The sequence below is a fragment of the Achromobacter marplatensis genome, from assembly GCF_002209535.1.
Classification (GTDB): domain Bacteria; phylum Pseudomonadota; class Gammaproteobacteria; order Burkholderiales; family Burkholderiaceae_B; genus Achromobacter; species Achromobacter marplatensis.
The window spans coordinates 430,991-457,854 of sequence record NZ_NJIG01000003.1 but is presented as its reverse complement, the minus strand read 5'-3'; the positions used below and the strand labels follow the sequence as shown (position 1 = coordinate 457,854).

At 62.7% G+C, this 26,864-nt stretch carries 23 protein-coding genes; 15 read left to right on the top strand and 8 right to left on the bottom strand.

The genetic code is table 11. From position 1 onward, the window contains the following. Positions 1–126 precede the first annotated feature (126 nt). From folD to CEY09_RS09095, 3 genes are read right to left on the bottom strand one after another with little or no spacing between them, the layout of a single operon-like run. Positions 127–978 carry a bifunctional methylenetetrahydrofolate dehydrogenase/methenyltetrahydrofolate cyclohydrolase FolD gene (gene folD / locus CEY09_RS09105; protein WP_006227406.1) on the bottom strand — a complete coding sequence of 284 codons (852 nt, stop codon included), beginning with the start codon at positions 976–978 and terminating at the stop codon, positions 127–129. Continuing rightward, positions 975–1,601 (bottom strand): response regulator transcription factor, encoded by a 627-nt coding sequence (locus CEY09_RS09100; protein ID WP_006219003.1) that lies wholly within the window; start codon positions 1,599–1,601, stop codon positions 975–977. Before CEY09_RS09100 ends, folD begins: the two co-directional genes overlap by 4 nt. After that, entirely contained in the window at positions 1,598–3,352 is a 1,755-nt protein-coding gene (locus CEY09_RS09095) for a PAS domain-containing sensor histidine kinase (protein WP_006227407.1), read from the bottom strand. Before CEY09_RS09095 ends, CEY09_RS09100 begins: the two co-directional genes overlap by 4 nt. Before the next feature lie 436 nt (positions 3,353–3,788). Between CEY09_RS09095 and aceE the strand changes: the two genes are divergently transcribed. From aceE to lpdA, 3 genes are read left to right on the top strand one after another with little or no spacing between them, the layout of a single operon-like run. Further along, positions 3,789–6,497 carry a pyruvate dehydrogenase (acetyl-transferring), homodimeric type gene (aceE, locus tag CEY09_RS09090; protein ID WP_088588381.1) on the top strand — a complete coding sequence of 903 codons (2,709 nt, stop codon included), beginning with the start codon at positions 3,789–3,791 and terminating at the stop codon, positions 6,495–6,497. Between the two features lie 12 nt (positions 6,498–6,509). Continuing rightward, complete coding sequence (aceF, locus tag CEY09_RS09085; RefSeq protein WP_088588380.1) at positions 6,510–8,183, top strand: dihydrolipoyllysine-residue acetyltransferase; 1,674 nt, start codon at positions 6,510–6,512, stop codon at positions 8,181–8,183. A gap of 12 nt (positions 8,184–8,195) precedes the next feature. After that, complete coding sequence (gene lpdA, locus CEY09_RS09080) at positions 8,196–9,977, top strand: dihydrolipoyl dehydrogenase (RefSeq protein WP_006227410.1); 1,782 nt, start codon at positions 8,196–8,198, stop codon at positions 9,975–9,977. 107 nt (positions 9,978–10,084) lie between these two features. Here lpdA and CEY09_RS09075 read toward each other — a convergent pair whose 3' ends face one another. The 5 genes from CEY09_RS09075 to CEY09_RS09055 all read right to left on the bottom strand — a co-directional run bounded on the left by CEY09_RS09075 (position 10,085) and on the right by CEY09_RS09055 (position 15,449). After that, on the bottom strand, positions 10,085–10,276 hold the full coding sequence (locus CEY09_RS09075; protein WP_088588379.1) for a YjfB family protein: 192 nt from the start codon (positions 10,274–10,276) through the stop codon (positions 10,085–10,087). A 131-nt stretch (positions 10,277–10,407) separates the two neighbouring features. Continuing rightward, positions 10,408–11,196 carry a hypothetical protein gene (locus tag CEY09_RS09070; protein WP_088588378.1) on the bottom strand — a complete coding sequence of 263 codons (789 nt, stop codon included), beginning with the start codon at positions 11,194–11,196 and terminating at the stop codon, positions 10,408–10,410. 186 nt (positions 11,197–11,382) lie between these two features. Beyond that, the gene (locus CEY09_RS09065) at positions 11,383–12,495 is read right to left on the bottom strand and encodes a hypothetical protein (RefSeq protein WP_113914590.1); all 1,113 of its coding nucleotides are present in this window, start codon (positions 12,493–12,495) and stop codon (positions 11,383–11,385) included. Positions 12,496–12,859: 364 nt separating this feature from the next. Continuing rightward, complete coding sequence (locus tag CEY09_RS09060) at positions 12,860–14,359, bottom strand: flagellin N-terminal helical domain-containing protein (RefSeq protein ID WP_088588376.1); 1,500 nt, start codon at positions 14,357–14,359, stop codon at positions 12,860–12,862. 334 nt (positions 14,360–14,693) lie between these two features. Further along, the gene (locus tag CEY09_RS09055; protein WP_006227415.1) at positions 14,694–15,449 is read right to left on the bottom strand and encodes an RNA polymerase sigma factor FliA; all 756 of its coding nucleotides are present in this window, start codon (positions 15,447–15,449) and stop codon (positions 14,694–14,696) included. A 428-nt stretch (positions 15,450–15,877) separates the two neighbouring features. Between CEY09_RS09055 and flhD the strand changes: the two genes are divergently transcribed. The 12 genes from flhD to cheZ all read left to right on the top strand — a co-directional run bounded on the left by flhD (position 15,878) and on the right by cheZ (position 26,737). Further along, positions 15,878–16,201, top strand: a complete 324-nt coding sequence (gene flhD / locus CEY09_RS09050) for a flagellar transcriptional regulator FlhD (protein WP_006219025.1) — start codon at positions 15,878–15,880, stop codon at positions 16,199–16,201. A gap of 33 nt (positions 16,202–16,234) precedes the next feature. Beyond that, entirely contained in the window at positions 16,235–16,816 is a 582-nt protein-coding gene (gene flhC, locus CEY09_RS09045) for a flagellar transcriptional regulator FlhC (protein ID WP_088588375.1), read from the top strand. Between the two features lie 163 nt (positions 16,817–16,979). After that, positions 16,980–17,855, top strand: coding sequence for a flagellar motor stator protein MotA (gene motA, locus CEY09_RS09040; protein WP_006227417.1), 876 nt, complete (start codon positions 16,980–16,982; stop codon positions 17,853–17,855). An 11-nt stretch (positions 17,856–17,866) separates the two neighbouring features. Next, complete coding sequence (gene motB, locus CEY09_RS09035; RefSeq protein ID WP_088588374.1) at positions 17,867–18,856, top strand: flagellar motor protein MotB; 990 nt, start codon at positions 17,867–17,869, stop codon at positions 18,854–18,856. Between the two features lie 2 nt (positions 18,857–18,858). Next, positions 18,859–19,239 carry a response regulator gene (locus CEY09_RS09030; protein ID WP_006227419.1) on the top strand — a complete coding sequence of 127 codons (381 nt, stop codon included), beginning with the start codon at positions 18,859–18,861 and terminating at the stop codon, positions 19,237–19,239. Positions 19,240–19,269: 30 nt separating this feature from the next. Beyond that, on the top strand, positions 19,270–21,396 hold the full coding sequence (gene cheA, locus CEY09_RS09025) for a chemotaxis protein CheA (RefSeq protein ID WP_088588373.1): 2,127 nt from the start codon (positions 19,270–19,272) through the stop codon (positions 21,394–21,396). Between the two features lie 17 nt (positions 21,397–21,413). Further along, positions 21,414–21,914 (top strand): chemotaxis protein CheW, encoded by a 501-nt coding sequence (gene cheW, locus CEY09_RS09020; protein ID WP_006224579.1) that lies wholly within the window; start codon positions 21,414–21,416, stop codon positions 21,912–21,914. A gap of 93 nt (positions 21,915–22,007) precedes the next feature. Continuing rightward, complete coding sequence (locus CEY09_RS09015) at positions 22,008–23,711, top strand: methyl-accepting chemotaxis protein (RefSeq protein ID WP_088588548.1); 1,704 nt, start codon at positions 22,008–22,010, stop codon at positions 23,709–23,711. 8 nt (positions 23,712–23,719) lie between these two features. Continuing rightward, entirely contained in the window at positions 23,720–24,574 is an 855-nt protein-coding gene (locus CEY09_RS09010; RefSeq protein ID WP_035213051.1) for a CheR family methyltransferase, read from the top strand. A gap of 20 nt (positions 24,575–24,594) precedes the next feature. Continuing rightward, positions 24,595–25,653, top strand: a complete 1,059-nt coding sequence (locus tag CEY09_RS09005) for a protein-glutamate methylesterase/protein-glutamine glutaminase (RefSeq protein ID WP_006224582.1) — start codon at positions 24,595–24,597, stop codon at positions 25,651–25,653. Positions 25,654–25,703: 50 nt separating this feature from the next. Next, positions 25,704–26,093 carry a chemotaxis response regulator CheY gene (gene cheY, locus CEY09_RS09000; RefSeq protein WP_008159684.1) on the top strand — a complete coding sequence of 130 codons (390 nt, stop codon included), beginning with the start codon at positions 25,704–25,706 and terminating at the stop codon, positions 26,091–26,093. Positions 26,094–26,101: 8 nt separating this feature from the next. Next, positions 26,102–26,737, top strand: a complete 636-nt coding sequence (gene cheZ / locus CEY09_RS08995; RefSeq protein WP_088588372.1) for a protein phosphatase CheZ — start codon at positions 26,102–26,104, stop codon at positions 26,735–26,737. Positions 26,738–26,864: the final 127 nt, after the last annotated feature.

Here is a 26,864-nt window from a genome sequence, read left to right as displayed (position 1 = left end):
CGGGCGCCGACGGAGGTCATAGGGATCAGGTAGGGGCGATCCGCCCGAATGCAAGGGCGCAAGGGCGCCCCAAGGGGGCGGCAGGGGCGCGTCCGGGCGGGAGCCGCCCGGACAGCCCGGCGGGGATCAGGCGGCAGCCCGTTCCGCGGCTTCAACCGTATTGACCAGCAGCATGGCGATGGTCATGGGGCCCACGCCGCCGGGGACGGGGGTGATGGCGCCGGCCACTTCGCGGGCGGAAGCAAAGTCCACGTCGCCGCACAGCTTGCCGTCGTCACCGCGGTTGATGCCCACGTCGATGACGACCGCGCCGGGCTTGATCATGGAGCCGTCGATCATGCCGGGCTTGCCCGTGGCAACCACCAGGACGTCGGCGCGGCGGGTCTGGGCCGCCAGGTCGCGCGTCTTGGAATTGCAGATCGTGATGGTGGCGCCGGCTTGCAACAGCAGCATGGCCATCGGCTTGCCGACGATGTTGCTGGCGCCGACGATCACGGCTTCAGCGCCGCGCAGCGTCACGCCTTCCGATTCCAGCATCTTCATCACGCCGTACGGCGTGCAGGGGCGGAACAGCGGCTGGCCGGTCATGAGCAGGCCGGCGTTGCTGATATGGAACCCGTCCACATCCTTCTCGGCCGCGATGGCTTCGATGACCTTGTGCGAATCCATGTGCTTGGGCAGGGGCAATTGCACCAGGATGCCGTGGATCGTCGGGTCCTGGTTCAGGACGGCGATGCGGGCCAGCAGTTCGGCCTCGGTCATCTCGGCGGGGTACTGTTCCTTGACGGAATGCAGGCCGGCCTTCTCGCAGGCGGCAACCTTGTTGCGCACGTACACCTGGGACGCGGGGTCCGCACCCACCAGCACCACGGCCAGGCCGGGGCGGGTGCCCTTGGCGGCCAGGGCGGCGACGCGCTGGGCGACTTCTTCGCGAATGCGCAGCGACAGTGCTGCGCCATCGATAATCCTAGCGGTCATGCGTGGGCCTCGGGTTTGGCCAAGGCCACTTTCATCAAATCAGCAACGGTAGTCACTTCCAGTTTTTCCATAATGTTGGCGCGATGCGCCTCGACGGTCTTGATGCTGATGCCCAGGTCGTCGGCGATCTGCTTGTTCAAGCGGCCGGCGACAATGCGCTCCAACACCTGCTGCTCGCGCGCGGTCAGGCGCGCCAGCATGGCTTCGTGATCCTTCTGGGCCTGGTGCTTGCTGACGCGTTGCGTGGCCTGTTCCAGCATGCGTGCGACGATCTCGCGCAGGTCGGACTCGTTGAAGGGCTTTTCCAGGAAGTCGACCGCGCCTTTCTTCATCGTGGACACAGCCATGGGCACGTCGCCGTGGCCGGTGATGAACACGATGGGCAGAGGCGCGTTGCGGGCGATCAGTTGTTCCTGGAGTTCCAGGCCGCTCATGCCCGGCATGCGCACGTCGGCGATCAGCACGCCGATCTGGCTGGCGTCGTAGTCTTCCAGGAAGGATTCGCCGCTGGCATAGGCGCGAACGCGGTAGCCATTGGCTTCCAGCAGCCAGCGCAACGAATCGCGGACCGCTTCGTCGTCGTCAACAATGAATACCGTGCTCGACAGGTGGGGCGTGTTCATGCGTGCAACTCCTCGGACTGATCATTCTGGGCCTGCGTCTGGGACGCAGCGCAGGGCAGGGTAAAGCGGAAAATAGTACCGCCGGCGGGGTTGGGGTCCGCCCACAGGCGGCCGTGGTGCGATTCGATAATGGTACGGCAGATATTCAGCCCCATGCCCAGGCCCTGGGATTTGGTGCTGAAGAAAGGTTCGAACAGGCGCTCGGGCTCGGCCAGGCCATGGCCGCGGTCCACCACGGCGACTTCGATGTGCTGATCGTGCAGGATGACCGCCACCTTGAGCTCGTCGGACTCGCTCTTTTCCATGGCTTCCAGCCCGTTCTTCAGCAGGTTCAGCAGCACCTGCTCAATCAGGATCGGGTCGGCCAGCACATCCGGGGCGTTCGAGGGCACGAAGCTGTCGATGCGGATGCGGCGCTTGCGGGCGTCGATTTCGGCAAAACCGATGGCATTGTCGACAATGCGGCCGATGGCCACGCGCTGGCGGCGCGGTTCGCTGCGCTTCACGAATTCGCGGATGCGGCTGATGATCTTGCCGGCGCGCTCGGCCTGGGAGGCGGCTTTTTCCAGCGCCGGCAGCAGCATGTTGGGGCTGGTGTGGCCTGCCTTGACCAGGGCGACGGCGCCCATGCTGTAGTTCGCGATGGCGGTCAGCGGCTGGTTCAGTTCGTGCGCCAGCGATGAGGCCATTTCGCCCATCGTCGTCAGGCGGCTGGTCAGCTGGATCTTCTCTTGCTGCACGCGGGACGCCTCTTCGTGGCCGCGGCGCTCGGTGATGTCGCGCGCGACCTGCATGCGCACCCGGCGGCCGTCGGTCCAGGCCAGCATCCGGTGGTGCACTTCGAACCAGCGCTGCACGGAGGGCGCGAACACTTCCACCGATTCGTCGGTGAAGCGGCCGCGGCGGCCGGCCAGCAATTCGTCGTGGCCGCCCGTCTGCGCGCCGAACACGCGGCGGTAGGTGCGGTTGGCGAACAGCAGCTCCAGGCCGTCATGGGTGTCGGCCGTCACCGAAATGGCGTCATCCAGGCCTTCCAGCACCGTCATGAAGCGCTCGTGCGCGGCGGTGAGCGCCTCGCGGATGCGCTTGGGTTCGGTGATGTCCGTCATGGACGTCATCCAGCCGATCTGGTTGCCGTTGGGGTCCAGCAGCGGCGACACATACATGCGGGCGGTGAAGCGCGAACCATCGCGGCGCTGCGCTTCGACTTCCAGGCCGCTGCTGGGCGTCTTGCCCGACATCAGCACGTCCAGCGTGTGCTGGTGCTGTTCGTGGCGGCCGGGCACCCAGTAGGGGAAGGGCGGGCTGCGGCCGATCAGGTCGGCCTCGTTCCAGCCGATCATGCGGCAGAACGCCGGGTTCACGTAGGCGATGCGGCCTTCCATGTCGAGCACGCGCATGCCGGTGGACATCGAGTTCTCCATGGCGCGGCGAAAGCCCGTTTCGGCGATCAGCGCGGCCTCTGCGGAGGAACGGAAGCGGGTATAGCGCCACAGCATCAGCAGGCTGATGACGATCACGCAGGACAGGGCAAGCACCACCCAGATCAGGCGTTGCTGACGCATTTCCTGGTCGATCGTCACAAACATGACGCTATCGTCATGGATGCGTTGCAGCCAGAAGAACACCCCCATCACACAGATGTACAGGATCAGCACCATGGCAGGCGTGACCCAATACACGCCGCGGCGGCGGGTGCGGGCGTGATCGTGGAACGGCGTAGGTATATTGGACTTGGGCGCGCTGGACATGGAATTCGGGCCAGATAGACCGCGCATTTTAGTGCGGGTTGGCATGGAATTGCCGGGAATCAACCCCGGCTTTTGGTGTAAGGCATAAAAATTACCCCTACACGGCGCTCGTTGGGCGCTTTTGGTGCCGCGGGCGGGCATATTTTTCCCTTGGCGCGGCCGAGGCGAGAAAATCGGCTTGCAGTCAGGATACATTCAGCTTGTGGTCAACATTTCGCATTATGAAATGCCGTACCGCAACATGAAATTTTCCTTGCGAGCGGTTAATCTTCTTTCTTAGAATGCCGGCTGATAGGGAACCGACCCAAAGCAGGTCTCTAGAAAAACACCCCGACCCATGCCTGACATGGTAGCCCGGATGATCCCGGCTACCATGCAGAGTCCGCGAGTAGATAAGCGGGTGTGGTCACGAACGAACCCCAACAGGAGACACACGATGTCCTCTTTCGCCCAGGCTGGCGCCCCGCAGGCTGCCAACGACGAAGACACCCTTGAAACCCAGGAGTGGCTCGAAGCCCTGGCGGCAGTCCTTGATCGCGAAGGGCCGCAGCGCGCGCACTACCTGCTGGAACGCCTGATCGACGAAGCCCGTCGCTCCGGCGCCCACATCCCGTTCTCGCCGAATACCGCTTACGTCAACACGATTCCCCCGGGCCTGGAGCCCGCGCACCCGGGCAACCTGGAGCTGGAATCGCGCATCCGTTCGTACGTGCGCTGGAACGCCATGGCCATGGTCGTCAAGGCCAACAAGCACAATCCGCCGGACGGCGGCGACCTGGGCGGCCACATCGCGTCGTTCGCCTCGCTGGCCACCATGATCGGTTGCGGCCAGAACCATTTCTGGCACGCTGAAGACGAAAACCACGGCGGCGACCTGGTCTACTTCCAGGGCCACACCTCGCCCGGCATGTATGGCCGCGCCTACCTTGAAGGCCGCCTGACCGAAGACCAGCTGAACCACTTCCGCCAGGAAGTGGACGGCAAGGGCCTGTCGTCCTATCCCCACCCGAAGCTGATGCCGGATTTCTGGCAGTTCCCGACGGTGTCGATGGGCCTGGGCCCGCTGATGGCCATTTACCAGGCCCGCTTCCTGAAGTACCTGCACGCCCGCGGCATCGCCGACACCAGCAACCGCAAGGTCTGGGTGTTCTGCGGCGACGGCGAAATGGACGAACCCGAATCGCTGGGCGCCATCGCCCTGGCGGCCCGTGAAAAGCTCGACAACCTGATCTTCGTGGTGAACTGCAACCTGCAGCGCCTGGACGGTCCGGTGCGCGGCAACGGCAAGATCATCCAGGAACTGGAAGGCGACTTCCGCGGTTCGGGCTGGAACGTGATCAAGCTGATCTGGGGCGGCTACTGGGATCCGCTGCTTGCGCACGACAAGGAAGGCATCCTGCGCAAGATCATGGAAGACACCGTGGACGGCGAGTACCAGGCGTACAAGGCCAACGACGGCAAGTTCGTCCGCGAACACTTCTTCGGCAAGCACCCCAAGCTGCTGGAAGCCGTGTCGCGCATGAGCGACGAGGACATCTGGCGCCTGAACCGTGGCGGTCATGACCCCCACAAGGTGTATGCCGCGTTCGACGCCGCGACCAGCCACACCGGTCAACCCACCGTCATCCTGGCCAAGACCATCAAGGGTTACGGCATGGGCCACGTGGGCCAGGCCAAGAACCCGACTCACCAGCAAAAGAAGCTGGAACTGGAGTCGATCCGTGAATTCCGCGACCGTTTCGGCATCCCGATCCCCGACGACCAACTGGCGGACCTGCCGTACTTCAAGCCGGCCGAAGATTCGCCGGAAATGAAGTACCTGCACGAGCGCCGCGCCGAGCTGGGCGGCTACCTGCCGCGCCGTCGCGCCCGCGCTGACGAGCAACTCAAGGCGCCCGCGCTGGATGCTTTCAAGGCCGTGCTCGAGCCCACCGCCGAAGGCCGCGAGATCTCGACCACCCAAGCCTTTGTGCGCATCCTGAACCAGGTGCTGCGTGACAAGGAACTGGGCCCGCGCGTCGTGCCGATCCTGGCCGACGAATCGCGCACCTTCGGTATGGAAGGCCTGTTCCGCCAGATCGGCATCTACGCGCCGGAAGGCCAGAAGTACACCCCGGTCGATAAGGACCAGGTGATGTACTACAAGGAAGCGGCCGACGGCCAGCTTCTGCAGGAAGGCATCAACGAAGCGGGCGCGATGAGCTCGTGGATTGCGGCGGCCACGTCGTACTCCTCGAACAACCGCATCATGATCCCGTTCTTCATCTACTACTCGATGTTCGGGTTCCAGCGCATCGGCGACCTGGCTTGGGCAGCGGGCGACATGCAGGCGCGCGGCTTCCTCCTGGGCGGCACCGCCGGCCGCACGACGCTCAACGGCGAAGGCCTGCAGCACGAGGACGGCCACAGCCACATCCTGGCGTCCACCATCCCGAACTGCGTGTCCTACGACCCGACGTTCGGCCATGAGTTGGCCGTGATCATCCAGCATGGGTTGAAGCGCATGGTGGAAGACCAGGAAAACGTCTATTACTACCTGACGGTGATGAACGAAAACTACCCGCAGCCCGGTCTGACCCAGGGCGACGAGGAAGGCATCATCAAGGGCATGTACAAGCTGAAGTCGCATGGCAAGGGCAAGAACCGCGTGCAACTGATGGGTTCGGGCACGATCCTGCGCGAAGTCATGGCTGCGCAAGAGCTGCTGGAAGCCGACTGGGGCGTGGCCTCGGATCTGTGGAGCGTCACCAGCTTCACCGAACTGCGCCGCAACGGCCTGGACGTCGAACGCCACAACATGCTGCACCCCGACGAGAAGAAGCCGCAAGTCGCTTACGTCACGGAACAGCTGGCCAAGACGGAAGGCCCGATCATCGCGTCGACCGACTATATGAAGCTCTTTGCCGACCAGATCCGTCCGTTCGTGCCCAAGGGCCGCGAATACAAGGTGCTGGGCACCGATGGTTTCGGTCGCTCGGATTTCCGCTCGAAGCTGCGCGAGCACTTCGAAGTGGACCGCCACTTCGTCGTCGTCGCCGCGCTGCGCGCGTTGGCCGACGAGGGCAAGGTGCCGGTTGCCAAGGTGGCTGAAGCCATCAAGAAGTACGGCATCAATCCGAACAAAGCCAACCCGCAATACGCCTGAGGGTAAAGAGACATGAGCAACATCGTGCAAATCAAGGTTCCCGACATCGGCGACTTCAAGGAAGTGGAAGTCATTGAAGTGCTGGTGGCGGTGGGCGACACGATCAAGGCCGAACAGAGCCTGATCACCGTCGAATCCGACAAGGCCTCGATGGAGATCCCCGCGTCGCAAGGCGGCGTGGTGAAGTCCATTACCGTGAAGGTCGGCGACAAGGTCGCCGAAGGCGCGGTCGTGCTGGAAGTGGAAGCGGCTGACGCCGCTGCCGAGGCGCCCAAGGCGGACGCCAAGGAAGCGCCCAAGGCCGAGGCCAAGGAAGCGCCGAAGCAAGCCGCTGCTGCCGCGCCGGCCGCCCGTGCCGAAGCCGCCGCGCCGGCTGCCGCCAGCGGCCCGATCGAGATCGAAGTGCCGGACATCGGCGACTTCAAGGAAGTGGAAGTCATCGAAGTCATGGTCGCGGTCGGCGACACGATCAAGGCCGAGCAAAGCCTGATCACCGTCGAGTCCGACAAGGCCTCGATGGAGATCCCGGCCTCGCAAGGCGGCGTGGTCAAGGAAGTGAAGGTCAAGGTCGGCGACAAGGTCGCCAAGGGCTCGGTCGTGGTCGTGGTGGAAGGCGCTGCCGCCGCGGCGGCTCCGGCCGCCAAGACCGAAGCTGCGGCTGCCGCCCCGGCGGCCAAGGCAGAAACCAAGGCCGAGGCCCCGGCTGCTGCTGCGCCGGCGTCGCGCCCGGCTCCCGCCGCCGCGCTGGAAGATCCCAACCTCAAGCCCGGCCAACTGCCGCACGCTTCGCCGTCGGTGCGCAAGTTCGCCCGCGAACTGGGCGTGAACCTGAGCAAGGTCAAGGGTTCGGGTCCGAAGGAACGCATCACCGCTGAAGACGTGCGCGGTTTCGTCAAGCAGGCGCTGGCCGCCGGTCCGGTTGCCGCCGCAAGCGGTTCGGGCGATGGCGCCGCCCTTGGCCTGCTGCCGTGGCCGAAGGTCGACTTCACCAAGTTCGGCCCGATCGAAGCCCGCCCGTTGTCGCGTATCAAGAAGATTTCCGGCGCGAACCTGCACCGCAACTGGGTCATGATCCCGCACGTCACCAACAACGACGAAGCGGACATCACCGACCTGGAGGCGCTGCGCGTCACGCTGAACAAGGAAAACGAGAAGTCGGGCGTGAAGGTCACGATGCTGGCCTTCCTGATCAAGGCCGTGGTTGCGGCCCTGAAGAAATTCCCCGAGTTCAACGCGTCGCTGGATGGCGACAACCTGGTGCTCAAGCAGTACTACCACATCGGTTTCGCTGCCGATACGCCCAACGGGCTGGTGGTGCCGGTGATCCGCGATGCCGACAAGAAGGGCATCCTGCAGATCGCGCAGGAAATGACCGAACTGTCCAAGAAGGCCCGCGACGGCAAGATCTCGCCTGCGGAAATGCAGGGCGGCTGCTTCTCGATCTCGTCCTTGGGCGGCATCGGCGGCACCTCGTTCACGCCGATCATCAACGCGCCTGAAGTGGCCATCCTGGGCGTGTCGCGTTCGTCGCACAAGCCCGTCTGGGACGGCAAGCAGTTCGTGCCGCGCCTGATCGTGCCGCTGTCGCTGTCGTACGACCACCGCGTCATCGACGGCGCCTCCGCTGCCCGCTTCAACGCCTATCTGGGCGCCTTGCTGGCCGACTTCCGCCGCATCGCGCTGTAAACGGGGAGCCCTATGAGCAATACCGTTCAAATCAAAGTGCCGGACATCGGCGACTTCAAGGAAGTGGAAGTCATCGAAGTGCTGGTCGCCGTGGGCGACACGATCAAGGCCGAACAAAGCCTGATCACGGTCGAATCCGACAAGGCCTCGATGGAGATCCCCGCGTCGCAAGGCGGCGTGGTGAAGTCCATCGCAGTGAAGGTCGGCGACAAGGTCGCTGAGGGCGCGGTTGTGCTGGAAGTGGAAGCGGGCGGCGAATCCGCCGCGGCGCCCGCCAAGGAAGCGCCCAAGGCCGCCGAGGCCCCCAAGCAAGCCGCTGCCGCACCGGCGCCGGCCGCCAAGGCCGCTGCACCCGCCGCAGCCACCTTCAAGGGTTCGGCTGACGGCGAATACGACATGCTTGTGTTGGGCGCGGGGCCTGGCGGCTATTCCGCCGCCTTCCGCGCTGCCGACCTCGGCCTGTCCGTGGTGCTGGTCGAACGCTACGAAACGCTGGGCGGCGTCTGCCTGAACGTGGGCTGCATTCCGTCCAAGGCGTTGCTGCACAACGCCGCGGTCATCGATGAAGCCCGCGAGCTGGCTGCCCATGGCATCAGCTTCGGCGAACCGAAGATCGACCTGGACAAGCTGCGCGGCTACAAGGACAGCGTGGTTGCCAAGCTGACCGGCGGTCTGGCCGGCATGGCGAAGGCGCGCAAGGTCACCGTGGTGCACGGCGTGGGCGAATTCGCCGATGCCAACCACCTGACCGTGAAGGCGGCCGACGGCAAGAGCCAGACGCTGCGCTTCAAGCAAGCCATCATCGCCGCCGGCAGCCAGTCGGTGAAGCTGCCGTTCATGCCCGCCGACGACCGCGTCGTCGACTCCACCGGCGCCTTGCTGCTGCGTGAAGTGCCCAAGAAGATGCTGATCATCGGCGGTGGCATCATCGGTCTGGAAATGGGCACGGTGTACTCGACCCTGGGCGCCCGCCTGGACGTCGTGGAAATGCTGGACGGCCTGATGCAGGGCGCCGACCGCGACCTGGTCAAGGTATGGCAGAAGAAGAACGCCTACCGCTTCGACAACATCATGTTGAAGACCAAGACCGTGGGCGCGGAAGCCAAGAAAGACGGCATCTACGTCACCTTCGAAGGCGAGGGCGCACCCAAAGAGCCGCAACGCTACGACCTGGTGCTGCAAGCCGTTGGCCGCAGCCCGAACGGCAAGAAGATCGGCGCTGACCGCGCCGGCATCGCCGTGACCGACCGCGGATTCATCGAGGTCGATCGCCAGATGCGCACCAACGTGCCGCACATCTACGCCATTGGCGACATCGTCGGCCAGCCGATGCTGGCGCACAAGGCCGTGCATGAAGGCCACGTGGCGGCGGAAGCCGCGGCCGGCCAGAAGTCGTTCTTCGACGCGCGCGTCATCCCGTCGGTGGCCTATACCGATCCGGAAGTGGCATGGGTCGGCCTGACCGAAGACGAAGCCAAGAAGCAAGGCATCAAGATCGAGAAGGGCGTGTTCCCGTGGGCGGCTTCCGGCCGCGCCATCGCCAATGGCCGCGACGAGGGCTTCACCAAGCTGATTTTCGACGCGGAAACGCATCGCATCCTGGGCGGCAGCATCGTGGGCACCCACGCTGGCGACCTGATCAGCGAACTGGCCCTGGCCGTGGAAATGGGCGCGGACGTCGTCGACATCGCCAAGACCATCCACCCGCACCCCACGCTGGGTGAATCGGTGGGCATGGCAGCCGAAGTGGCCGAAGGCGTGTGCACCGACTTGCCGCCGATGAAGAAGAAGTAATTACGTCGCGGCGGCATTGCCGTCCGCGCGTAAAAGCAAAAGCGCCGGCCCTGTTCAAGGGGCCGGCGCTTTTTTTATCGGTTGCGTCAAGGCGGCGCGACGGGAAATCAGGCGTGGGTGTTGATGCGCGAACCCAGCGTGCTGTCGATGGCCGTCGGGGCAACGGACTGCATCAGCGTCGCAATCGTGTCGGCTTGGGCGTTCAACGCTTTCTTCAGCACACGGGCCTGCACTTCCTGAACGAGGTTTGCGTCTTTCAGGGCCAAGGCGGTATTGACGGTGTTGTTGACGGAGTCCATGGTCGCGGTGTCCTAATCGGAAAGAAGGTGGGGCCAGCCCCGAAGTCTACGCATTATTGCGCACGTTTCCAGTTCGATGCAAAGGATTGTCACAGGCCCAGTGGCCAGCGGCGCCAAGCCTGAACGTTGGGTTAGGGCTGCTTCGGGCATTCCTTGACCATGCCCCAGCCCTGGTTCGGTTCGCAGAACTGCTTGCGTGCCGCCCAGGCACAATCCGGCCGTTCGAAAAATCCCAATTGGGCGCAACGGGCCAGTTCGCCCTTCAACGCATCCACCCAGGCCATGGGGTTCTGGGCGGGGATTTCGGTGATGCGCAGCGTCGACTGCGGCCCGCGGGCGGGCGGCGGAGGATCTGCCGAGACATGCGGGCGCGGGGCTTCGGGGCGGGAAACCGGGGCGGTGCTTGCGGCAGGCGCATGCGGCCCAGCCCCGGATTCGGGATCTGCCGTCGGGACGGGTGCCGTTTCCGGAGCCGATCCGGCTGTTGCCGCGGTCGACGCGTCTGGATCGGCTTTTGCCGGCGGGTCGGTCTCCCAGTCGGACGGTGCGTCTTCGGGTGCACGAGGGGGCAAAGGCAAAAGCGGCACGCGGACCGGGCTGGCGGACGTGGCGCCAGTGATCCCGTTGTTCGGCGCGTTCCACGATACGACCAGCAGCACCAGCGCGCCATAGATCGCCAGGGTGTAGAGCACGGTCAGGGTGGCTGACCCGACGCGTCGCCCGGTCATCGGCGCAGCGTCGTCTCGGCCCAACAGGGCGCGCCAGCCGACCAGGGCGGCGCCCGGAGCGGAAATCAACCACCAGCCAATCCGGCGTAGGCAGCCCGGCGCTGGCAAGGGGTGAGCCGCCTGTACTTGAGCGGCCAGCAATTCGCGCAACGCGCGGTTCTCTTCGCGCAGACGTAACGTCTGCGGATCCACCGGTGCCTCAGGGTTTGGATCCGGGGTGCCGTCGTGCTGCGTAGTACGGGAGGCTGTTGGCGTTTCTGTCATATTTCGGAAACTATAGATACATAATCCTGCGAAGTGAATTATGAGGCAATAGAGGCCTAGCCGAAATCGAGAACAGTCGTGTAAAACCGCCGCATGGCCTGAATTGGTCTTCACTCAGTCAGGCGAAGCGTCGCGATGCGATATCTCTTCCGTAGGCTTGAGAGGACCCGGAGGAGGCAAGGTCACCAGGCTAGCTAGCGTGTTGTCGATATAGAGGACGCAGGTCAGGCGGTTGTCCGTAAACTTGTAGTCCGCATCCATATAGGGGTGATTGCAGATCAGCCTGGCGCGTCCGAACGAGAAATTCTGGTAGCCGCAGAGCCAATGCCCTGCGATGGCGCGGACGACGGTTTGCGAATCTCCGTTGACGGGGCAGCTGTTCTTATTGAACGCCACCGTCACCATTGCTTTGTCCTGCTCGGTCCAACTATCCGGCAGCCTATACAAGCGCGGGCTTGTGGGGTTGCCAACTATGCCGGCTGCCACCAAGGTTAGTTGCCGGACTTCCCTCGACGCCGAGTACGAGATCATGAGCATCAGGAAGGCGGCCGTCAGCAGCAATACCATGAATTGCCGCTTGTTCATGCCAGTGGAGCCTACCCGGTTGCTCCACATGTAGATCAAGCCAGGGCCCATTGCAATGAGGAAGGCGATCAGTAGCGGCAGCGCCGTCCGCCCCCAACTTGGCAGCAGCCCGGTGGCGTGGTCATCGGCCAAGTGCTTGAGGGGAATTACCAATAGCAGGAATGCCAGAAGTCCACAGACACCGTTTCCGATACCCAGGGCCAGAGGATTTTTCAGGAAGGCAGTGACTGTAGTTGATGTCGTGCACCGACTATTGGCGCGTGGATAGGCCGCGCAGACGTTCCATGCCCCAATGAGCGCACCAGCGGCTAGATGCGCGGGCCAAAACATGAAGGCCGACTCAAAGCTTGGTTTCAATGCGGAGATGAACCAGACGACCACGAGTAAGCCGCCGCTGGTCGCCCAGGCGGCGACTGTCGCCTCCGGGATACGCCCATGCCCGTGCTGGGCGGCTGCCAGCGCGATGATCACCGATGGCAGGGCCACGGACAAGAGCGAGTACGTAAGCATCATCAGCCCGACCAGCAGCACGATTCCTAAACTGGCCGCTCCTACTGACGAAAGCGATACGATTTCCAGATAGTGAAGCTCGCTCAGGTGAAACCAGACCAGCAATAGGGCAGGGATCAACGCCAGGGACATAAACAGCGGCAACAGGCCGAGCAGGCTAGCGCTTTTATCCGAGGCTACGCGCCGCGTATGGGCAGCGCGAAGAAAGCGTCGGTGCGGTAGCGATTGCGGGGGGCTAGCGTCAGCTGGGGGCGCATGAGGAGGGCTTGGCATGACAGACTCGCGTACGTCCGCCGGGCAAGAGCTTGCCGTCGGGCTAAAAACCATGATGGCGACGGGCAGCTCGAAGTGGCGGGCCGGAAATGAATCAATTCAGAAAAAGCACAAGCCGGCTGGTGCCGGCTTGTGTGGAGCGCCGGAATAATTCCGGCTTTGCGTGTTGCAGGGCGGGCCGATCAGGCCCGCTCCTGCACTACCGTCAGGTGTAGCGGCGTGATTAACGCAGCAGCGACAGGACGGATTGCGGGACTTGGTTGGCTTGTGCCAGAACCGAGGTGCCAGCCTGTTGCAGGATTTGGGCCTTGGTCATGTTCGACACTTCCGTAGCGTAGTCGGCATCTTCGATACGCGAACGAGCGGCGGACAGGTTATTGACCGTGTTGTTCAGGTTGGCAACGGTCGATTCGAAACGATTCTGGACAGCGCCAAGATCGCTGCGTAGTGCGTCGACATTAGCCAGGGCAGCATCAATCTTTTCCAGCGGATTGCGCGAGGCTATTTGCGCCGTCGAGCTATCGATGAGCTTTTCGTTCGCCTTGCCGGCATTTTGGATGTACATAACGCGGTTGGCCGCATTGTCATCTGTCACAACACCATTGGCATCAACGGTGTAATCGCCGGTGGTGCCAATTTCGAGCTTGCCGCCAGTCTTTACGGCACCAGCACTCTCCAACGATGCCACGGTGGCCTTTTCGTTGGTTTGGTGGTTAGTGAACTTGGTGGTGCCGCCGACGTACGCGGCATCATCCATGTACAAACTGCCCGACGAGACCGCCAGGGTGCCACCGGTGCCAGAAGTACCGCCGGTGATCGTCACTTCGACTTGCGCGCCATTGATCGTTGCGCGATAGGTACCTTCGCCTTCGGCGCTGGTACCCGTCGTGACACGCTCCCAACTCGCTCCGCCGATGGTGGCGGTGTCGCCCTGAGCCTTGCCGTCAAAGGCAGTGCCGAATGCGTCGGCAACTGCGCCGGCGCCGGTTACCGCATTGTTCGTGTTAGAGGCGGTAATTTTGTTGGTAGTAGCGCTGACGTACAACTGGGCGTCGGCACTGGTGGTTACTTTTCCGGAGTTCGCGTCGACTTTGACACCAGTCGCCGCAGCGCCATCGATATCCACGGTAAAGGTCGAGTAGCCAGTAGCTCCGAAGCTCTTAACCATGTCGTCCATCGTGGCGGTGCGGTCGCCACTGACCGTGAAGTTGCCCAAACCGAGAGATTGCTTAGTGATGGACTTCAGATCAATGCTGATGGTTTCATTGTCATTGGCGCCGACTTGGATCTTCAGCGTGTTGTCCGCAGCCAGAACCCGAACGCCGTTGAATTGGGTTTGGTCGGACACACGGTCGATTTCTTCGAGGCGTTGTTGGATTTCAGCTTGAATGGAATCCAGGTCGGAGGTGGAGTTCGTGCCGGTTGAAGCTTGAACCGACAACTGACGAATACGCTGCAGGTTGTTGTTGATCTCGTTCAGCGCGCCTTCGGTCGTCTGGGCGATCGAGATGCCATCATTGGCATTACGGGCGGCTTGGTTCAGGCCATTGACGTTAGCGGTGAAGCGGTTGGCGATGGCTTGGCCAGCGGCGTCATCCTTGGCGCTGTTGATGCGCAGGCCCGACGACAGGCGCTCGATGGCGGTGCCCAGGGTCGATTGCGACTTGTTCAGGTTGTTTTGAGCAACCAGCGAGAGGTAGTTGGTATTGATAACGGCAGCCATGTCGGTGCTCCCAAGAGAGAAAGGCTTCTTCAAACTGGGCAGCAAGGCCGCCCACTGGTGTTAACGGGAAAGTTCGTCGACTTCTTGTCTAGGAATCTCTCCGTTGCAAGGATTACGGCAGTCCCAAATCATTCTTTAGGCCTATTTCGCGAAAGTCGTATTTATTGTTGTATCAGCCGGGAAGGCCTGGGCGCCAGGCGCGACGGGCGGGCAGGCGATGCGTTGTGGTCGCCACGGAAATGGAAACGGGCGCCTCAGGCGCCCGTTCGTATTGCAGTATCTGGTTTTGCAAGCGCGCGTTCTACCTATATATAGAAGCGCGCTTGACCGGCACCTAGATGATTTGCGCGATCTGCCCTTCCTGGGGCAATTCCTGCCAGGCCTGGTCTTTCAGCTTGGCGCGAATGCGAGCCGTGGCCTGCGAGCGCAACTGGCACACCCGCGCTTCGGTGACATTCATGATCGCGCCGATTTCCTTCAGGTTGAGCCCTTGCTCGTAACAGAGCGACAGCAACAATTTTTCGCGGTCGGGCAGGGAGTCGATGGCGTGGATCAGCGCCTGGCGGAAATCGCCCGCAAGCAATGCGTCCAGCGGATTGCCGCCGGCGGATCCGTGGTTGAGCGTCGCGGTCCAGTCCGATTGGCCGGAGGCCGAATCGGGCTCCACCGTGAAATCTTCGTAGTGCACGATCTGCACGCCCTGGGCGTCGTGCAGCAGCGTCTGGTATTCGCCGATCGGCATTTCCAGCTGATGGGCGATCTCCGCCTCGCTGGGCGCGCGCATCAAGCGCTGTTCCAGTTGCTGGATAGCTTGTTCGATCTTGCGCGCCTTGGCACGGACGCTGCGCGGAAGCCAGTCCTGGCCGCGGAGTTCGTCCAGCATCGCGCCACGAATGCGGGTCGTGGCGTAGGTCTCGAATTGGGCGTCTGCCGTTTCCTGATAGCGCCTTACGGCGTCAAGCAGGCCGATCATGCCGGCCTGTATCAAGTCGTCGAGCTCAACGCTGGCGGGTAGCCGGGCGAGCAATTGCAGGGCCAGCTTCCGCACTAGCGGGGCATATTCGACCAAGCTGTCATCTGCGTGGGGCATTGCGGGAATGTCAGGCGGTGTCCATCGTGACGCATTGTCTGACGTTGTCAATTTACGACATTGTCGACAAACGCGCGGCTGCGCTAAAGCTACAAATTAAGTGATCGGCAAGGTGTCATTGTCGGGACTGCACAACATTTCATTCCTCGAAGTACGCAATGTTTTGAATGCTTATTTGCCAAATTGACGTAAATTCGCGTCGAACAACTATGTCAAGGTGTATCTATTTTCGTAAGTTGCGCAATATCAACAAAGATTTGTCATATAAGTCATAGAAAATGACATCACCTGTGGTAAATTTTACTTAAATTGCGAACAAATGATACATTTCGCATTAAAACAGGATGCAGCAAGCCGCCAGGCAATCCAAATTGCCGGCGCTTTTAGTTATCGAGCCCCGTGGGTGGGATAGGGATAGGGAGTAGGGCGTGCAACAAGTCGAAAATTCATTGCTGGCAGATATTCGCGAAGTGAATCTGTCATATCTGTTACTTGCGCAACGTATGTTGCGTGATGACTATGCCGCATCGATGTTCCGTCTGGGGTTCAGCAACGAAGTTGCCGACATCCTGATGCGTCTGTCGCCGGCCCAACTGGTGAAACTGGCTAGCTCCAGCTCGCTCCTCTGCCGATTCCGTTTTGACGATTACAGCCTGTTGTCCGCGCTGACCCATGACGTTCTGGGTGGTGCGCTGCAACAAGCGCATGCAACCATCCTGCTGGCCAAGCAACCTGTAGAAGAACTGGCCTGAAGGCCGTTCGAAACCCAATCGGACTCTCGCGCAATGGCCTCGAAAAGCGTTTCTCAGGAAGCGGACGATATCCTGCTAGCTAGCTCCATGATCACGCTGGGAGCGCGGCTTCAGGTGCTGGAGGCTGAAACCAGCCTCAGCCACGACCGTCTGGCGCGCTTGTATCGCGAAATCCGCGGCTGCTCGCCACCCAAGGGCATGCTGCCTTTTTCGGTCGATTGGTTCATGACCTGGCTGCCGAATATCCATTCGTCGCTGTTCTACAACGTGTATTCGTTCCTGAACTCGCGCACCAGCAGCAAGGGTATACGTGCCACCATCGACGCATACCGCCTGTATCTAGAGAACGCGGGACTGGATGCTTCGGAAAATGCCGAACCCGTCCTGAGTTTCACGCGCGCCTGGATGCTGGTGCGCTTCTTCGATAGCGGCATGTTGCAACTGTCCGCTTGCCGCCAGTGCGGCGGCCATTTCATTGCCCACGCCCACGATCCGCAATCGGATTTCGTATGCGCGATCTGCCGGCCGCCACCTCGCGCCGGCAAGACGCGCGCAGCGGCCAAGGCACGCGCCGGCAGCCGTCCGGCGCCCGTCGTCGACGCCGCCCGGCCTTGACTGCCCGCACCCGGGTTGGGCGCGTCTGCACCGCCCGCGCCTGGGCCTGCGACGGCCAAATACATCAAAAGCCCTGGAAAACTCCCCGTAACCCGCCTTTTTGGGTCGGGGGGAACAGGGGATCATTGACGCCAGTTTTAGACTTCGTTGGCAGGGGCCTGATGTGTTGATTGTTATCGGTTTTCTCGTGGTGATCGTGTCGGTCGTCGGTAGCTTCATAGCGCTGGGCGGCCATTTGGGCGCGCTTTACCAGCCCTTCGAGCTGACGCTGATTTTTGGTTCGGCTATGGGAGCATTCCTGGCCGGCAACAGCAAAAAGTCGCTGATGCTGGTCAAGAAGGCGCTGCCTGACGCGCTTAAGAGTTCGCGCTACGGCAAGGATGTGTACATGGAGCTGATGGCGCTCCTGTACGTATTGCTGAATAAAGCGCGTCGCGAAGGCCTCATGGCCATCGAATCGCATATCGAAGATCCGGCCTCCAGCCCGATCTTCAGCGAATATCCCCGCATCGCCAAAGACGCGAAGCTCATGGAGTTCATTACGGACTACCTGCGCATCATGATCAGCGGCAACATGAGCTCGTTTGAAATCGAAACGCTCATGGACGAGGAAATCGAGACCTACCGCCATGAGCGCGAAGTCCCGGCGCATGCGTTGCACCAGATGGCAGACGGCCTGCCCGCATTCGGCATCGTGGCCGCAGTGCTGGGCGTGATCAAGGCGCTGGCCGCCGTGGACCAGCCGCCCGCGATCCTGGGCGACCTGATCTCCAAGGCCATGGTCGGCACGTTCCTGGGCATTTTGCTGGCCTACGGCTTCGTGGGGCCGCTGGCCTCGCGGGTTGAGCGCCGTACGGACGAAGCAATGAAAGTGCTGGAATGCATCAAGACCACGCTGCTGGCCAGCATGAACGGCTACCCGCCCCAGTTGGCGGTGGAGTTCGGCCGCAAGGTGCTGTTCTCGTCCGTGCGTCCGACCTTCGGTGAGCTGGAAGAGCACGTCCGGCAAACCAAGTCGACCGCGACCGGCAAGGCCTGACGGAGCGGGCCATGAGCACGGTAAACAACCACCGTGTGGTGATCCGCCGCAAGAAGGTCAAGGGCGGCGGGCACCACGGGGGCAGCTGGAAGATCGCTTACGCCGACTTCATCACGGCGATGATGGCGTTTTTCCTGGTGATGTGGCTGATCAGCATCGTGCCGCGCGAAGAACTCAAGGGCATTGCGGAGTATTTCCGTATGCCGTTGCGCGTGGCGATCATGGGCGGGCCCAACAATTCGGCCGAAACCAGCGCGGTGCCGGGGGGAGGGCAAGATCCCCTGCGCAGCGAGGGCGATGTGCGCCGCGCCCAGGGCAACCGCGTGGAAGCGCAGCCCATGGGCGACGCGGAACGCCGCGAACAGCACCGCCTGGAAAACCTGAAGAAGCGGCTTGAGAACGTCATCGATACCAGCCCCGTCTTGAAGAGCTTCAGGCCGCAGCTGCTGATCGACCTGACGACGGAAGGCCTGCGCATTCAGATCATCGACAACCAGAACCGTCCGATGTTCGCGACCGGCCGCGCGGAAGTGCAGCCTTATATGCGCGACATCCTGCGGGAATTGGGGCCGGTACTGAACGAGCTGCCGAACAAGGTCAGCATTTCGGGTCACACCGACGCTTCGCAGTATGCGCGCGGCGAGCGTGCCTACAGTAATTGGGAGCTTTCCGCCGACCGTGCCAACGCGTCCCGCCAGGAGCTGGTGGCCGGCGGCATGAACGAAAGCAAGGTCATGCGCATTCAGGGGCTGTCTTCCAGCATGAGTCTGGTTAAAGATGATCCTTACGCGGCCGTTAATAGACGTATCAGCCTCGTGGTGCTCAATATGAACACCCAGAAGCGCATCGAAAACGAGAACGCCGCCGCGGCGGACGTCAGCGCGAAAGATGCCCGCGAGGTGGGAACGGCCGTGGAGGCGGTGCAAGCCGCCGCCCAGGCTGCGAGGGCAACCAAGCAAGGCGAAGCGGCGAATGCGCCGCCCGCCGAAGGGGTTCGATAGCAATGGCGGCAACGATTCTGGTGGCGGACGATTCAGCGACGATGCGGATGATCGTGCAGGCGACGCTGACGGGCGCGGGATGGAAGGTATTGACGGCCGGTAATGGCCAGGAAGCACTGGAAGTGGCGAAGAACCACCCGGTGGACCTGGTCGTCAGCGACTGGAATATGCCGGTCATGGGCGGGTTGCAACTGATCCAGGGCCTGCGCGAGCAGGACCAGTACCTGGACGTGCCTGTGCTGGTGCTCACCACCGAAGATGACGTGGGTAGCAAGATGGCCGCTCGGGATCTGGGCGTTTGTGGCTGGCTGTCCAAGCCGGTCGACCCCGATGTGCTGGTGGAATTGGCGACCGAACTGCTCGATGAGCAGGCCGGCGCGTAAAGCAGGTTCATTTATGAAGGCGTACGGGTCATGAGTTCTGGTTTGGACCTCAGTCAGTTTTACGAGACCTTTTTCGACGAGGCGGACGAGCTGCTCGCGCAGATGGAGCAGTTGCTGCTGGAACTGGATGTGGGCGCGCCCGACATCGAGCAGCTCAACGCCATCTTCCGCGCGGCCCACTCGATCAAGGGCGGTGCGGCGACATTTGGCTGTTTCACACAGCTTGCGGGCACCACCCATCTGCTGGAAAACCTTCTGGACGCAATCCGTCGCGGCGAAATGGCGCTGCGTACGGACATGATTGATATCTTCTTGGAAACGAAAGACGTGCTCAAAAGCCAACTGGATGCCTACCGGGCCTCCGAAGAGCCCGATGAAGCCGTGTTTGAGCGTATCTGCGCCGTGTTAAGGCAGCTGGCGCTGGAGCATAAGGATCCTGCCGCGGCCGCGGCTGTCCCCGCTGCGGCGGCGGCGCCTGCACCGGCACCGGTTGTCGCGGCACCGACGCCTGTGCCGGCACCGGCCCCGGCTCCCGCGCAATCGGCTCTGGAAGCCGGCAATTTGCCGCTGAAGGTACGGATCACCAAAGTGTCCGACAAGGACGCCGCGTCCCTGCTGGAAGAAATGGGCAACCTGGGCACGGTCAAGGCCAGCGAACGCGCCGACGGCGTCCTGACGGTGTGGGTGGACAGCACCTGCACGCCGGACGACATCGAAGCGGTGTGCTGCTTCATCGTCGACGGCGATCAATTGAACATCAGCCGCGAAGCGGCCCCAGCAGCCCAAGTGGCGCCGGCGGCGGCGGAACCCGCAGCCGTCGCTGCGGTCGCGGCTGCGCCCGCCCCGGTGGCGGCTCCTGCGCCTGCGGCGCCGGTGGTCGCGGAATCGGCGGCTGCCGCCGAAGCGATCACTCAGGCCGCAGCGCGCGCGTCCCGTCCGGCGGCTCCGGCGCATGCCGACAAGGAATCCACGTCGATCCGCGTGGGTGTGGAAAAAGTCGACCAGGTTATCAACCTGGTGGGCGAACTGGTCATCACGCAAGCCATGCTGGCGCAGACGGCCTCCACGCTGGATCCGGTGCTGCACGACCGCCTGCTCAACGGCATGGAACAGCTGGAACGCAACGCCCGCGATCTGCAGGAAGCGGTGATGTCAATCCGCATGATGCCGATGGACTACGTGTTCAGCCGCTTCCCCCGTCTGGTGCGCGACATCGCCAGCAAGATGGGCAAGCAGATTGAACTGCAGACCTACGGCCGCGCGACCGAGCTGGACAAGAGCCTCATCGAACGCATCATCGACCCGCTGACGCACTTGGTGCGCAACAGCCTGGACCACGGCATCGAAACGCCCGAAAAGCGTATCGCCGCCGGCAAGGATCCGGTGGGTCAACTGGTGTTGTCCGCCCAGCATAACGGCGGCAACATCGTCATCGAAGTCAGCGATGACGGCGGCGGCCTGAACCGGGACAAGATCCTGAAGAAGGCCATGGCCCAAGGCCTGGCGGTCAACGAGAACTCGCCGGATGACGAAATTTGGCAACTGATCTTCGCGCCGGGCTTCTCCACGGCCGAAAAGGTCACGGACATCTCCGGCCGCGGCGTCGGCATGGATGTCGTGCGCCGGAACATTCAGGACATGGGCGGCCACGTGCAGCTGTCTTGCGAGCCGGGCAACGGCACCACGACCCGTATCGTGCTGCCGCTGACGCTGGCCATCCTGGACGGCATGTCGGTGCGCGTGGGCGAAGAAACCTTCATCCTGCCGCTGAACCACGTGACCGAATCGTTGCAACCGACCAACGACCAGATCTATTCGGTGGCGGGCAACGAACGCGTGATGCATGTCCGCGGTGAATACCTGCCGCTGGTCGAGATGCACCGCGTGTTCTCCGTCAACGACGCCCAGACGGATCCCACGCAGGCCATCGCCGTCATCATGCAGGCCGAAGACCGTCGTTTCGCGCTGCTGGTCGATCACCTGATTGGACAGCACCAGGTCGTGGTCAAGAATCTTGAGTCGAATTACCGCAAGGTCCCCGGCATCTCCGCCGCCACCATCCTGGGCGATGGCAGCGTGGCGCTGATCGTCGACGTATTTGCGCTTGCGCGCGCCAACCGTGAACGTTGGTCGCAGCCCGAAGCCATTCTGAATTGATGGAGCACTGAAAAATCATGGCAGCCAAACCGCAAGCGCAATCCGCGCGCAACGAAGATGTCGGCAGCGAATTCCTGGTCTTCACGCTGGGCGATGAAGAGTACGGCATCGACATCCTGAAAGTGCAGGAAATCCGCGGCTACGACGCCGATACGGTGACCCGCATCGCCAACGTCCCTTCGTTCATCAAGGGCGTGACGAACCTGCGCGGCATCATCGTTCCGATCGTCGATCTGCGTATCAAGTTCAACCTGAACCGGGTCGAATACAACGAGCAGACCGTTGTGATCATTCTGAACCTGGACCGCCGCGTGGTCGGCATCGTGGTCGACGGCGTGTCCGACGTGCTGATGCTCAACGCCGGCCAGATCCGTCCGGCGCCGGAGTTCGGCGCCACGCTGTCCACCGAATACCTGACCGGTCTGGGCACGGTGGATGAGCGCATGCTGATCCTGGTGGATATCGAAAAGATGATGACCAGCGATGAAATGGCGCTGGTGGAGAAAGCCGCTTCCTGATCGGAATCCGGCCGGAATGCGGGGTAGAGGCGCCATATTGAATCCGATGTGGCGCTTTCCTTTAACGATTGCAGTCAAGGGATGGTTCTTGTGATGCGCAAGTTTTTCGCGAACATGACGATACGCAGCAGCCTGTTGTGGGTGCTGGCGTTTTTCTCATTCATGTTGGTGATCGGGGCGGCGCTTGGCGTGCTGTCCCTGCGCATCAGCAACGGGACCCTGGCCGAAATCAAGCAATCGCAGGAACTGGACGACGCGGTGGGCCGCGTGGTCTCCAGCTACAAGGACTCCATGAATGGTCTCGCCCGTGCGGCGACGGCCAACTATGCGGATATCGTCAGCAACGTTGGTCAGGCCACCTTGCTGACGCAGGGCCTGTCCTCGGAGGCCACCGGCCTGCTGGAGCGCGCCAAAGCGGCCATGAACAAAGGCCAGGCGGAATTTGAGTATTACAAGACGCTGCCGCAACCTGTCGAGGCTGCCGACTCGCTCAAGGAAATCGAGGCCTCGTATGGCGCGCTGGTGCAGCAAGGCCTGACGCCGCTGGTCGCCGCCCTGGAAAAGGCCGACATGCCGGCCTACCAGAAGCAGGTGCAGACGGTGCAGGACGCGCTGGAAGGCCGCTTCGCCCGTGCGGTCGAAGGGTTCGATTTCTGGCGTGCCAGCAAGATGCTGGACGCGCATGAAGTGGCGCAGGTGCGCTATCAATTCGTGCTGATCGCCGTCAGTGCGGGCGGCGTCATCGCCGCGCTGCTGGTGTTTGCGACCTATGTGTTCTTGCGCCGCCGCGTGCTGCAGCCGCTGAAGGAAGCCGGCCATCATTTCGACCGCATCGCAGGCGGCGACCTGACCACCCGCGTGGACGTGCGCAACACCAACGAGATTGGCCAACTGTTCGCGGCGCTCAAGCGCATGCAGGAAAGCCTGACGCGCACGGTCTCGACGGTGCGTCGCGGTGTGGACGAGATCAATGTGGGCTCGCATGAAATCGCGGCCGGCAATACCGACCTGTCCAGCCGCACCGAGCAACAGGCGGCGTCCCTTGAGGAAACCGCGGCCTCGATGGAACAATTGGCCTCCACCGTGAAGCAGAACGCCGACAATGCGCGCCAGGCGAACCAGCTGGCGGCAAGCGCCTCGGACGTGGCTGAGCGTGGCGGCGCCGCGGTGTCGGAAGTGGTGAACACCATGCACGGTATTTCGGCCAGTTCGCGCAAGATCTCGGAAATCGTGTCCGTCATCGACGGCATCGCGTTCCAGACCAACATCCTGGCCCTGAACGCGGCGGTGGAAGCCGCGCGCGCAGGCGAGCAGGGTAAGGGCTTTGCGGTGGTCGCGGGCGAAGTGCGCTCGCTGGCGCAGCGCAGCGCGCAGGCGGCCAAGGAAATCAAGGGCCTGATCGAAGACTCGGTCACCAAGGTGGGCGCGGGTTCGCAGCAGGTGGAACGCGCGGGCGCGACCATGCAAGAGATCGTGGCCTCAGTCAAGCGCGTGACGGACATCATGGGTGAGATCTCCGCAGCTTCCGAAGAACAATCCAGCGGTATCGACCAGGTTAACCGCGCCGTCTCGCAGATGGACGAGGTGACGCAGCAGAACGCGGCCCTGGTGGAAGAAGCGGCCGCTGCCGCAGGTTCCTTGCAGGAACAGGCCCAACGGCTGGCGGAAGCGGTTGCGGTATTCAAGATCAATGCGGGCGAAGTCATCGAAGTGCCGGCGCATCGCCTGTCTTCGGCGCGCTCGTCCGATGACGACTCTCGCTTGCAAGCGCCCGACGCGTTTGCGCTCGGGCACTGAGGAGCGTAGTGGCAACCGCAGCAACTTCGGCGCCGTCCATCCCGGTGGACCGCCAATTCGATTTCCGCGACGCGGACTTTTCCCGCGTGCGCAAGATGATTCATGCGCGCGCCGGCATTTCGCTGGGCGCGCATAAGCGCGAAATGGTCTACAGCCGGCTGGCGCGGCGCTTGCGCGCCCTGGGCCGGCAGGATTTCGGCAGTTATCTGGACCAGCTGGAAAATGAGCCCGACGCGGCCGAGTGGGAGGACTTCGTCAATGCGCTCACGACCAATCTGACGGCATTCTTCCGCGAGTCGCACCACTTTCCCATCCTGGCCGACTTTGCGCAGAAGCGCGGCGGCCCGGTGTCGGTATGGTGCTGCGCCGCCTCCACGGGCGAAGAGCCGTATTCCATCGCCATGACGCTGGTCGAGGCGATGGGGCCGCGCGCCAGCGCCTGCACCGTGCTGGCCACCGACATCGACACGAACGTGTTGAACCGGGCGCGGGCGGCGGTGTACCCGGCCGAACGGGTGGCGAAGATGGAAGACGAGCGCCTGAGGCGCTTCTTCCTCAAGGGCCGTGGCGCCAACGCGGGCCAGGTCCGGGTGCGCCCCGAGATCGCCGACATGGTGCGCTACGAAACCTTGAATCTGTTGGCGCCGTCCTGGGCGATCAGCGAAAAGTTCGATGTGATCTTCTGCCGCAATGTCATGATCTATTTCGACAAGCCGACCCAGGCGAAGATACTGGAGCGTTTCGTGCCGCTGCTCAAGCCGGGTGGACTGCTCTTTGCCGGGCACTCCGAGAACTTCACCTACATCAGCCGGGATTTTCGTCTGCGCGGGCAGACGGTCTACGAATGTGCGAGTAAGGCCTGAACGGGCCAAGGCAGCAAACAATGAAAAAAATAAGCGTTTTGTGTGTGGACGACTCCGCGCTGGTGCGCGGGCTGATGACGGAGATCATCAACAGCCAGCCGGATATGGAAGTGGTCGCGACCGCGCCGGATCCGCTGGTGGCGCGCGAGCTGATCAAGCGCCATAACCCCGACGTGCTGACGCTGGACGTCGAAATGCCGCGCATGGACGGGCTGGATTTTCTGGAAAAACTGATGCGCCTGCGGCCGATGCCGGTCGTGATGGTGTCGTCGCTGACGGAGCGCGGCGGCGAAATCACGCTGCGCGCGCTGGAACTGGGCGCCATCGACTTTGTGACCAAGCCGAAGCTGGGCATTCGCGACGGTTTGCTGGAATACACCGAAATCATCGCGGACAAGATTCGGGCGGCATCGCGAGCCAAGCTGCGTACGCCGACGCCGCATGCGCCGCAAGCCGCGCCCGCGCCGATGCTGCGCCGGCCACTGGCAAGCTCGGAAAAACTGGTGATCGTAGGCGCCTCCACGGGCGGCACCGAAGCCATCCGTGAAGTCCTGCAACCCCTGCCGCCGGACAGCCCGGCCATCCTGATCACGCAGCACATGCCCGCCGGCTTCACGCGATCGTTCGCGCAGCGCCTGGACGCGCTGTGCGCCGTAACGGTGCGCGAGGCGGTTCACGGCGACCGGGTGTTGCCCGGCCACGTCTACCTGGCGCCGGGCGGCGATACGCACATGCGGCTGGGCCGCAGCGGCGCCAACTATGTGATCGAGCTGGAAGCCAGCGAACCGGTCAACCGCCACCGTCCGTCCGTAGACGTGTTGTTCAATTCCGCCGCCATTGCCGCCGGCAAGAACGCCATCGGCGTCATCTTGACCGGCATGGGCAAGGACGGCGCCGCCGGCATGCTGGCGATGCACCGTGCGGGCGCCCATACGATCGCGCAAGATGAAGCCAGCTGCGTGGTGTTTGGCATGCCCCGGGAGGCCATCGCCATTGGCGCTGCGGACGAAGTGGTAGCGCTGTCGGCAATCAGCGAACGCATTCTGACTCGCCTGGGCGACCGTGGGCACCGCGTTTGACGCGGATGTATCCACGATCGGTCTCAAGCAAATTTTTTCTGGAGTGAAAGATGGTAGACAAGGGCCTGAAGATTCTGGTGGTGGATGACTTCCCCACGATGCGGCGGATCATCCGCAACCTGCTCAAAGAGCTGGGTTTCGAGAACGTGGATGAGGCCGAAGACGGTGCGATCGGGTTGGAAAAGCTGCGTAACGGCGGCTTCCAGTTCGTCGTGTCCGACTGGAACATGCCCAACCTCGACGGCCTGGAAATGCTCAAGCAGATCCGTGCCGACGCCTCGCTGGCCTCGTTGCCGGTGCTGATGGTGACGGCCGAAGCCAAGAAGGAAAACATCGTGGCGGCGGCTCAGGCCGGCGCCAACGGGTACGTGGTCAAGCCTTTCACCGCGGCGACGCTGGAAGAAAAGCTCACCAAGATCTTCGAGAAAATTGCCGGCTGAGGTGTGCAATGAGCACAACGCAAAACGTTGAACCCGCAGCGGAGAATCCTGACCTGATCCACCGCATTGCCTCGCTGACGCGCATGCTGCGCGACAGCATGCGCGAACTGGGCCTGGATCAGGCGATCAAGGACGCGGCCAATGCGATTCCCGATGCCCGCGATCGCCTGCGCTATGTGGCGCAGATGACCGAGCAGGCGGCCAATCGCGTCTTGAACGCAACCGAGCAGGCGGGCCCCATCCAGGACAATATGTCGCGTTCGGCGCAGGCGCTGGATTCCCGTTGGCAGCAATGGTATGACCAGCCGCTGGAATTGCCGGAAGCGCGCGAGCTGGTGAAGGACACGCGCTCGTTCCTGGCGGATGTGCCCAAGCAGACGCAGCAGACCCAGTCCAAGCTGATGGAAATCATCATGGCGCAGGATTTCCAGGATCTGACGGGCCAGGTCATCATGCGCATGATGGACGTGGTGGGCGCGATCGAACGCGAACTGTTGCAAGTGCTGCTGGACAACGTGCCGCAAGAGCGCCGCGACGAAGCCAACAGCCTGCTCAACGGGCCGCAGATCAGCCCGCAGGGCAAGACGGACGTCGTCACCAGCCAGGACCAGGTCGACGACCTGCTGGCCAGCCTGGGCTTCTGATCCTTCGCTCCGCACCGCTTGGCCTTGGCGCCGGCGGTGCGGGGCGCGGGCAGTCCGCGCGCATGAACGTATTCCCTAAGGGCGCAATCAGCGCCTGATCGATAGACTTCCCGCCATAAGAAAAAAC

Bases quoted from the DNA above. Each gene is read 5' to 3' on its own strand.
- folD (WP_006227406.1), bottom strand. From the start codon at position 978: ATGACCGCTAGGATTATCGATGGCGCAGCACTGTCGCTGCGCATTCGC.
- CEY09_RS09100 (WP_006219003.1), bottom strand. From the start codon at position 1,601: ATGAACACGCCCCACCTGTCGAGCACGGTATTCATTGTTGACGACGAC.
- CEY09_RS09095 (WP_006227407.1), bottom strand. From the start codon at position 3,352: ATGTCCAGCGCGCCCAAGTCCAATATACCTACGCCGTTCCACGATCAC.
- aceE (WP_088588381.1), top strand. From the start codon at position 3,789: ATGTCCTCTTTCGCCCAGGCTGGCGCCCCGCAGGCTGCCAACGACGAA.
- aceF (WP_088588380.1), top strand. From the start codon at position 6,510: ATGAGCAACATCGTGCAAATCAAGGTTCCCGACATCGGCGACTTCAAG.
- lpdA (WP_006227410.1), top strand. From the start codon at position 8,196: ATGAGCAATACCGTTCAAATCAAAGTGCCGGACATCGGCGACTTCAAG.
- CEY09_RS09075 (WP_088588379.1), bottom strand. From the start codon at position 10,276: ATGGACTCCGTCAACAACACCGTCAATACCGCCTTGGCCCTGAAAGAC.
- CEY09_RS09065 (WP_113914590.1), bottom strand. From the start codon at position 12,495: ATGTCCCTGGCGTTGATCCCTGCCCTATTGCTGGTCTGGTTTCACCTG.
- CEY09_RS09060 (WP_088588376.1), bottom strand. From the start codon at position 14,359: ATGGCTGCCGTTATCAATACCAACTACCTCTCGCTGGTTGCTCAAAAC.
- CEY09_RS09055 (WP_006227415.1), bottom strand. From the start codon at position 15,449: ATGCCCCACGCAGATGACAGCTTGGTCGAATATGCCCCGCTAGTGCGG.
- flhC (WP_088588375.1), top strand. From the start codon at position 16,235: ATGGCCTCGAAAAGCGTTTCTCAGGAAGCGGACGATATCCTGCTAGCT.
- motB (WP_088588374.1), top strand. From the start codon at position 17,867: ATGAGCACGGTAAACAACCACCGTGTGGTGATCCGCCGCAAGAAGGTC.
- CEY09_RS09030 (WP_006227419.1), top strand. From the start codon at position 18,859: ATGGCGGCAACGATTCTGGTGGCGGACGATTCAGCGACGATGCGGATG.
- cheA (WP_088588373.1), top strand. From the start codon at position 19,270: ATGAGTTCTGGTTTGGACCTCAGTCAGTTTTACGAGACCTTTTTCGAC.
- cheW (WP_006224579.1), top strand. From the start codon at position 21,414: ATGGCAGCCAAACCGCAAGCGCAATCCGCGCGCAACGAAGATGTCGGC.
- CEY09_RS09015 (WP_088588548.1), top strand. From the start codon at position 22,008: ATGCGCAAGTTTTTCGCGAACATGACGATACGCAGCAGCCTGTTGTGG.
- CEY09_RS09005 (WP_006224582.1), top strand. From the start codon at position 24,595: ATGAAAAAAATAAGCGTTTTGTGTGTGGACGACTCCGCGCTGGTGCGC.
- cheY (WP_008159684.1), top strand. From the start codon at position 25,704: ATGGTAGACAAGGGCCTGAAGATTCTGGTGGTGGATGACTTCCCCACG.
- cheZ (WP_088588372.1), top strand. From the start codon at position 26,102: ATGAGCACAACGCAAAACGTTGAACCCGCAGCGGAGAATCCTGACCTG.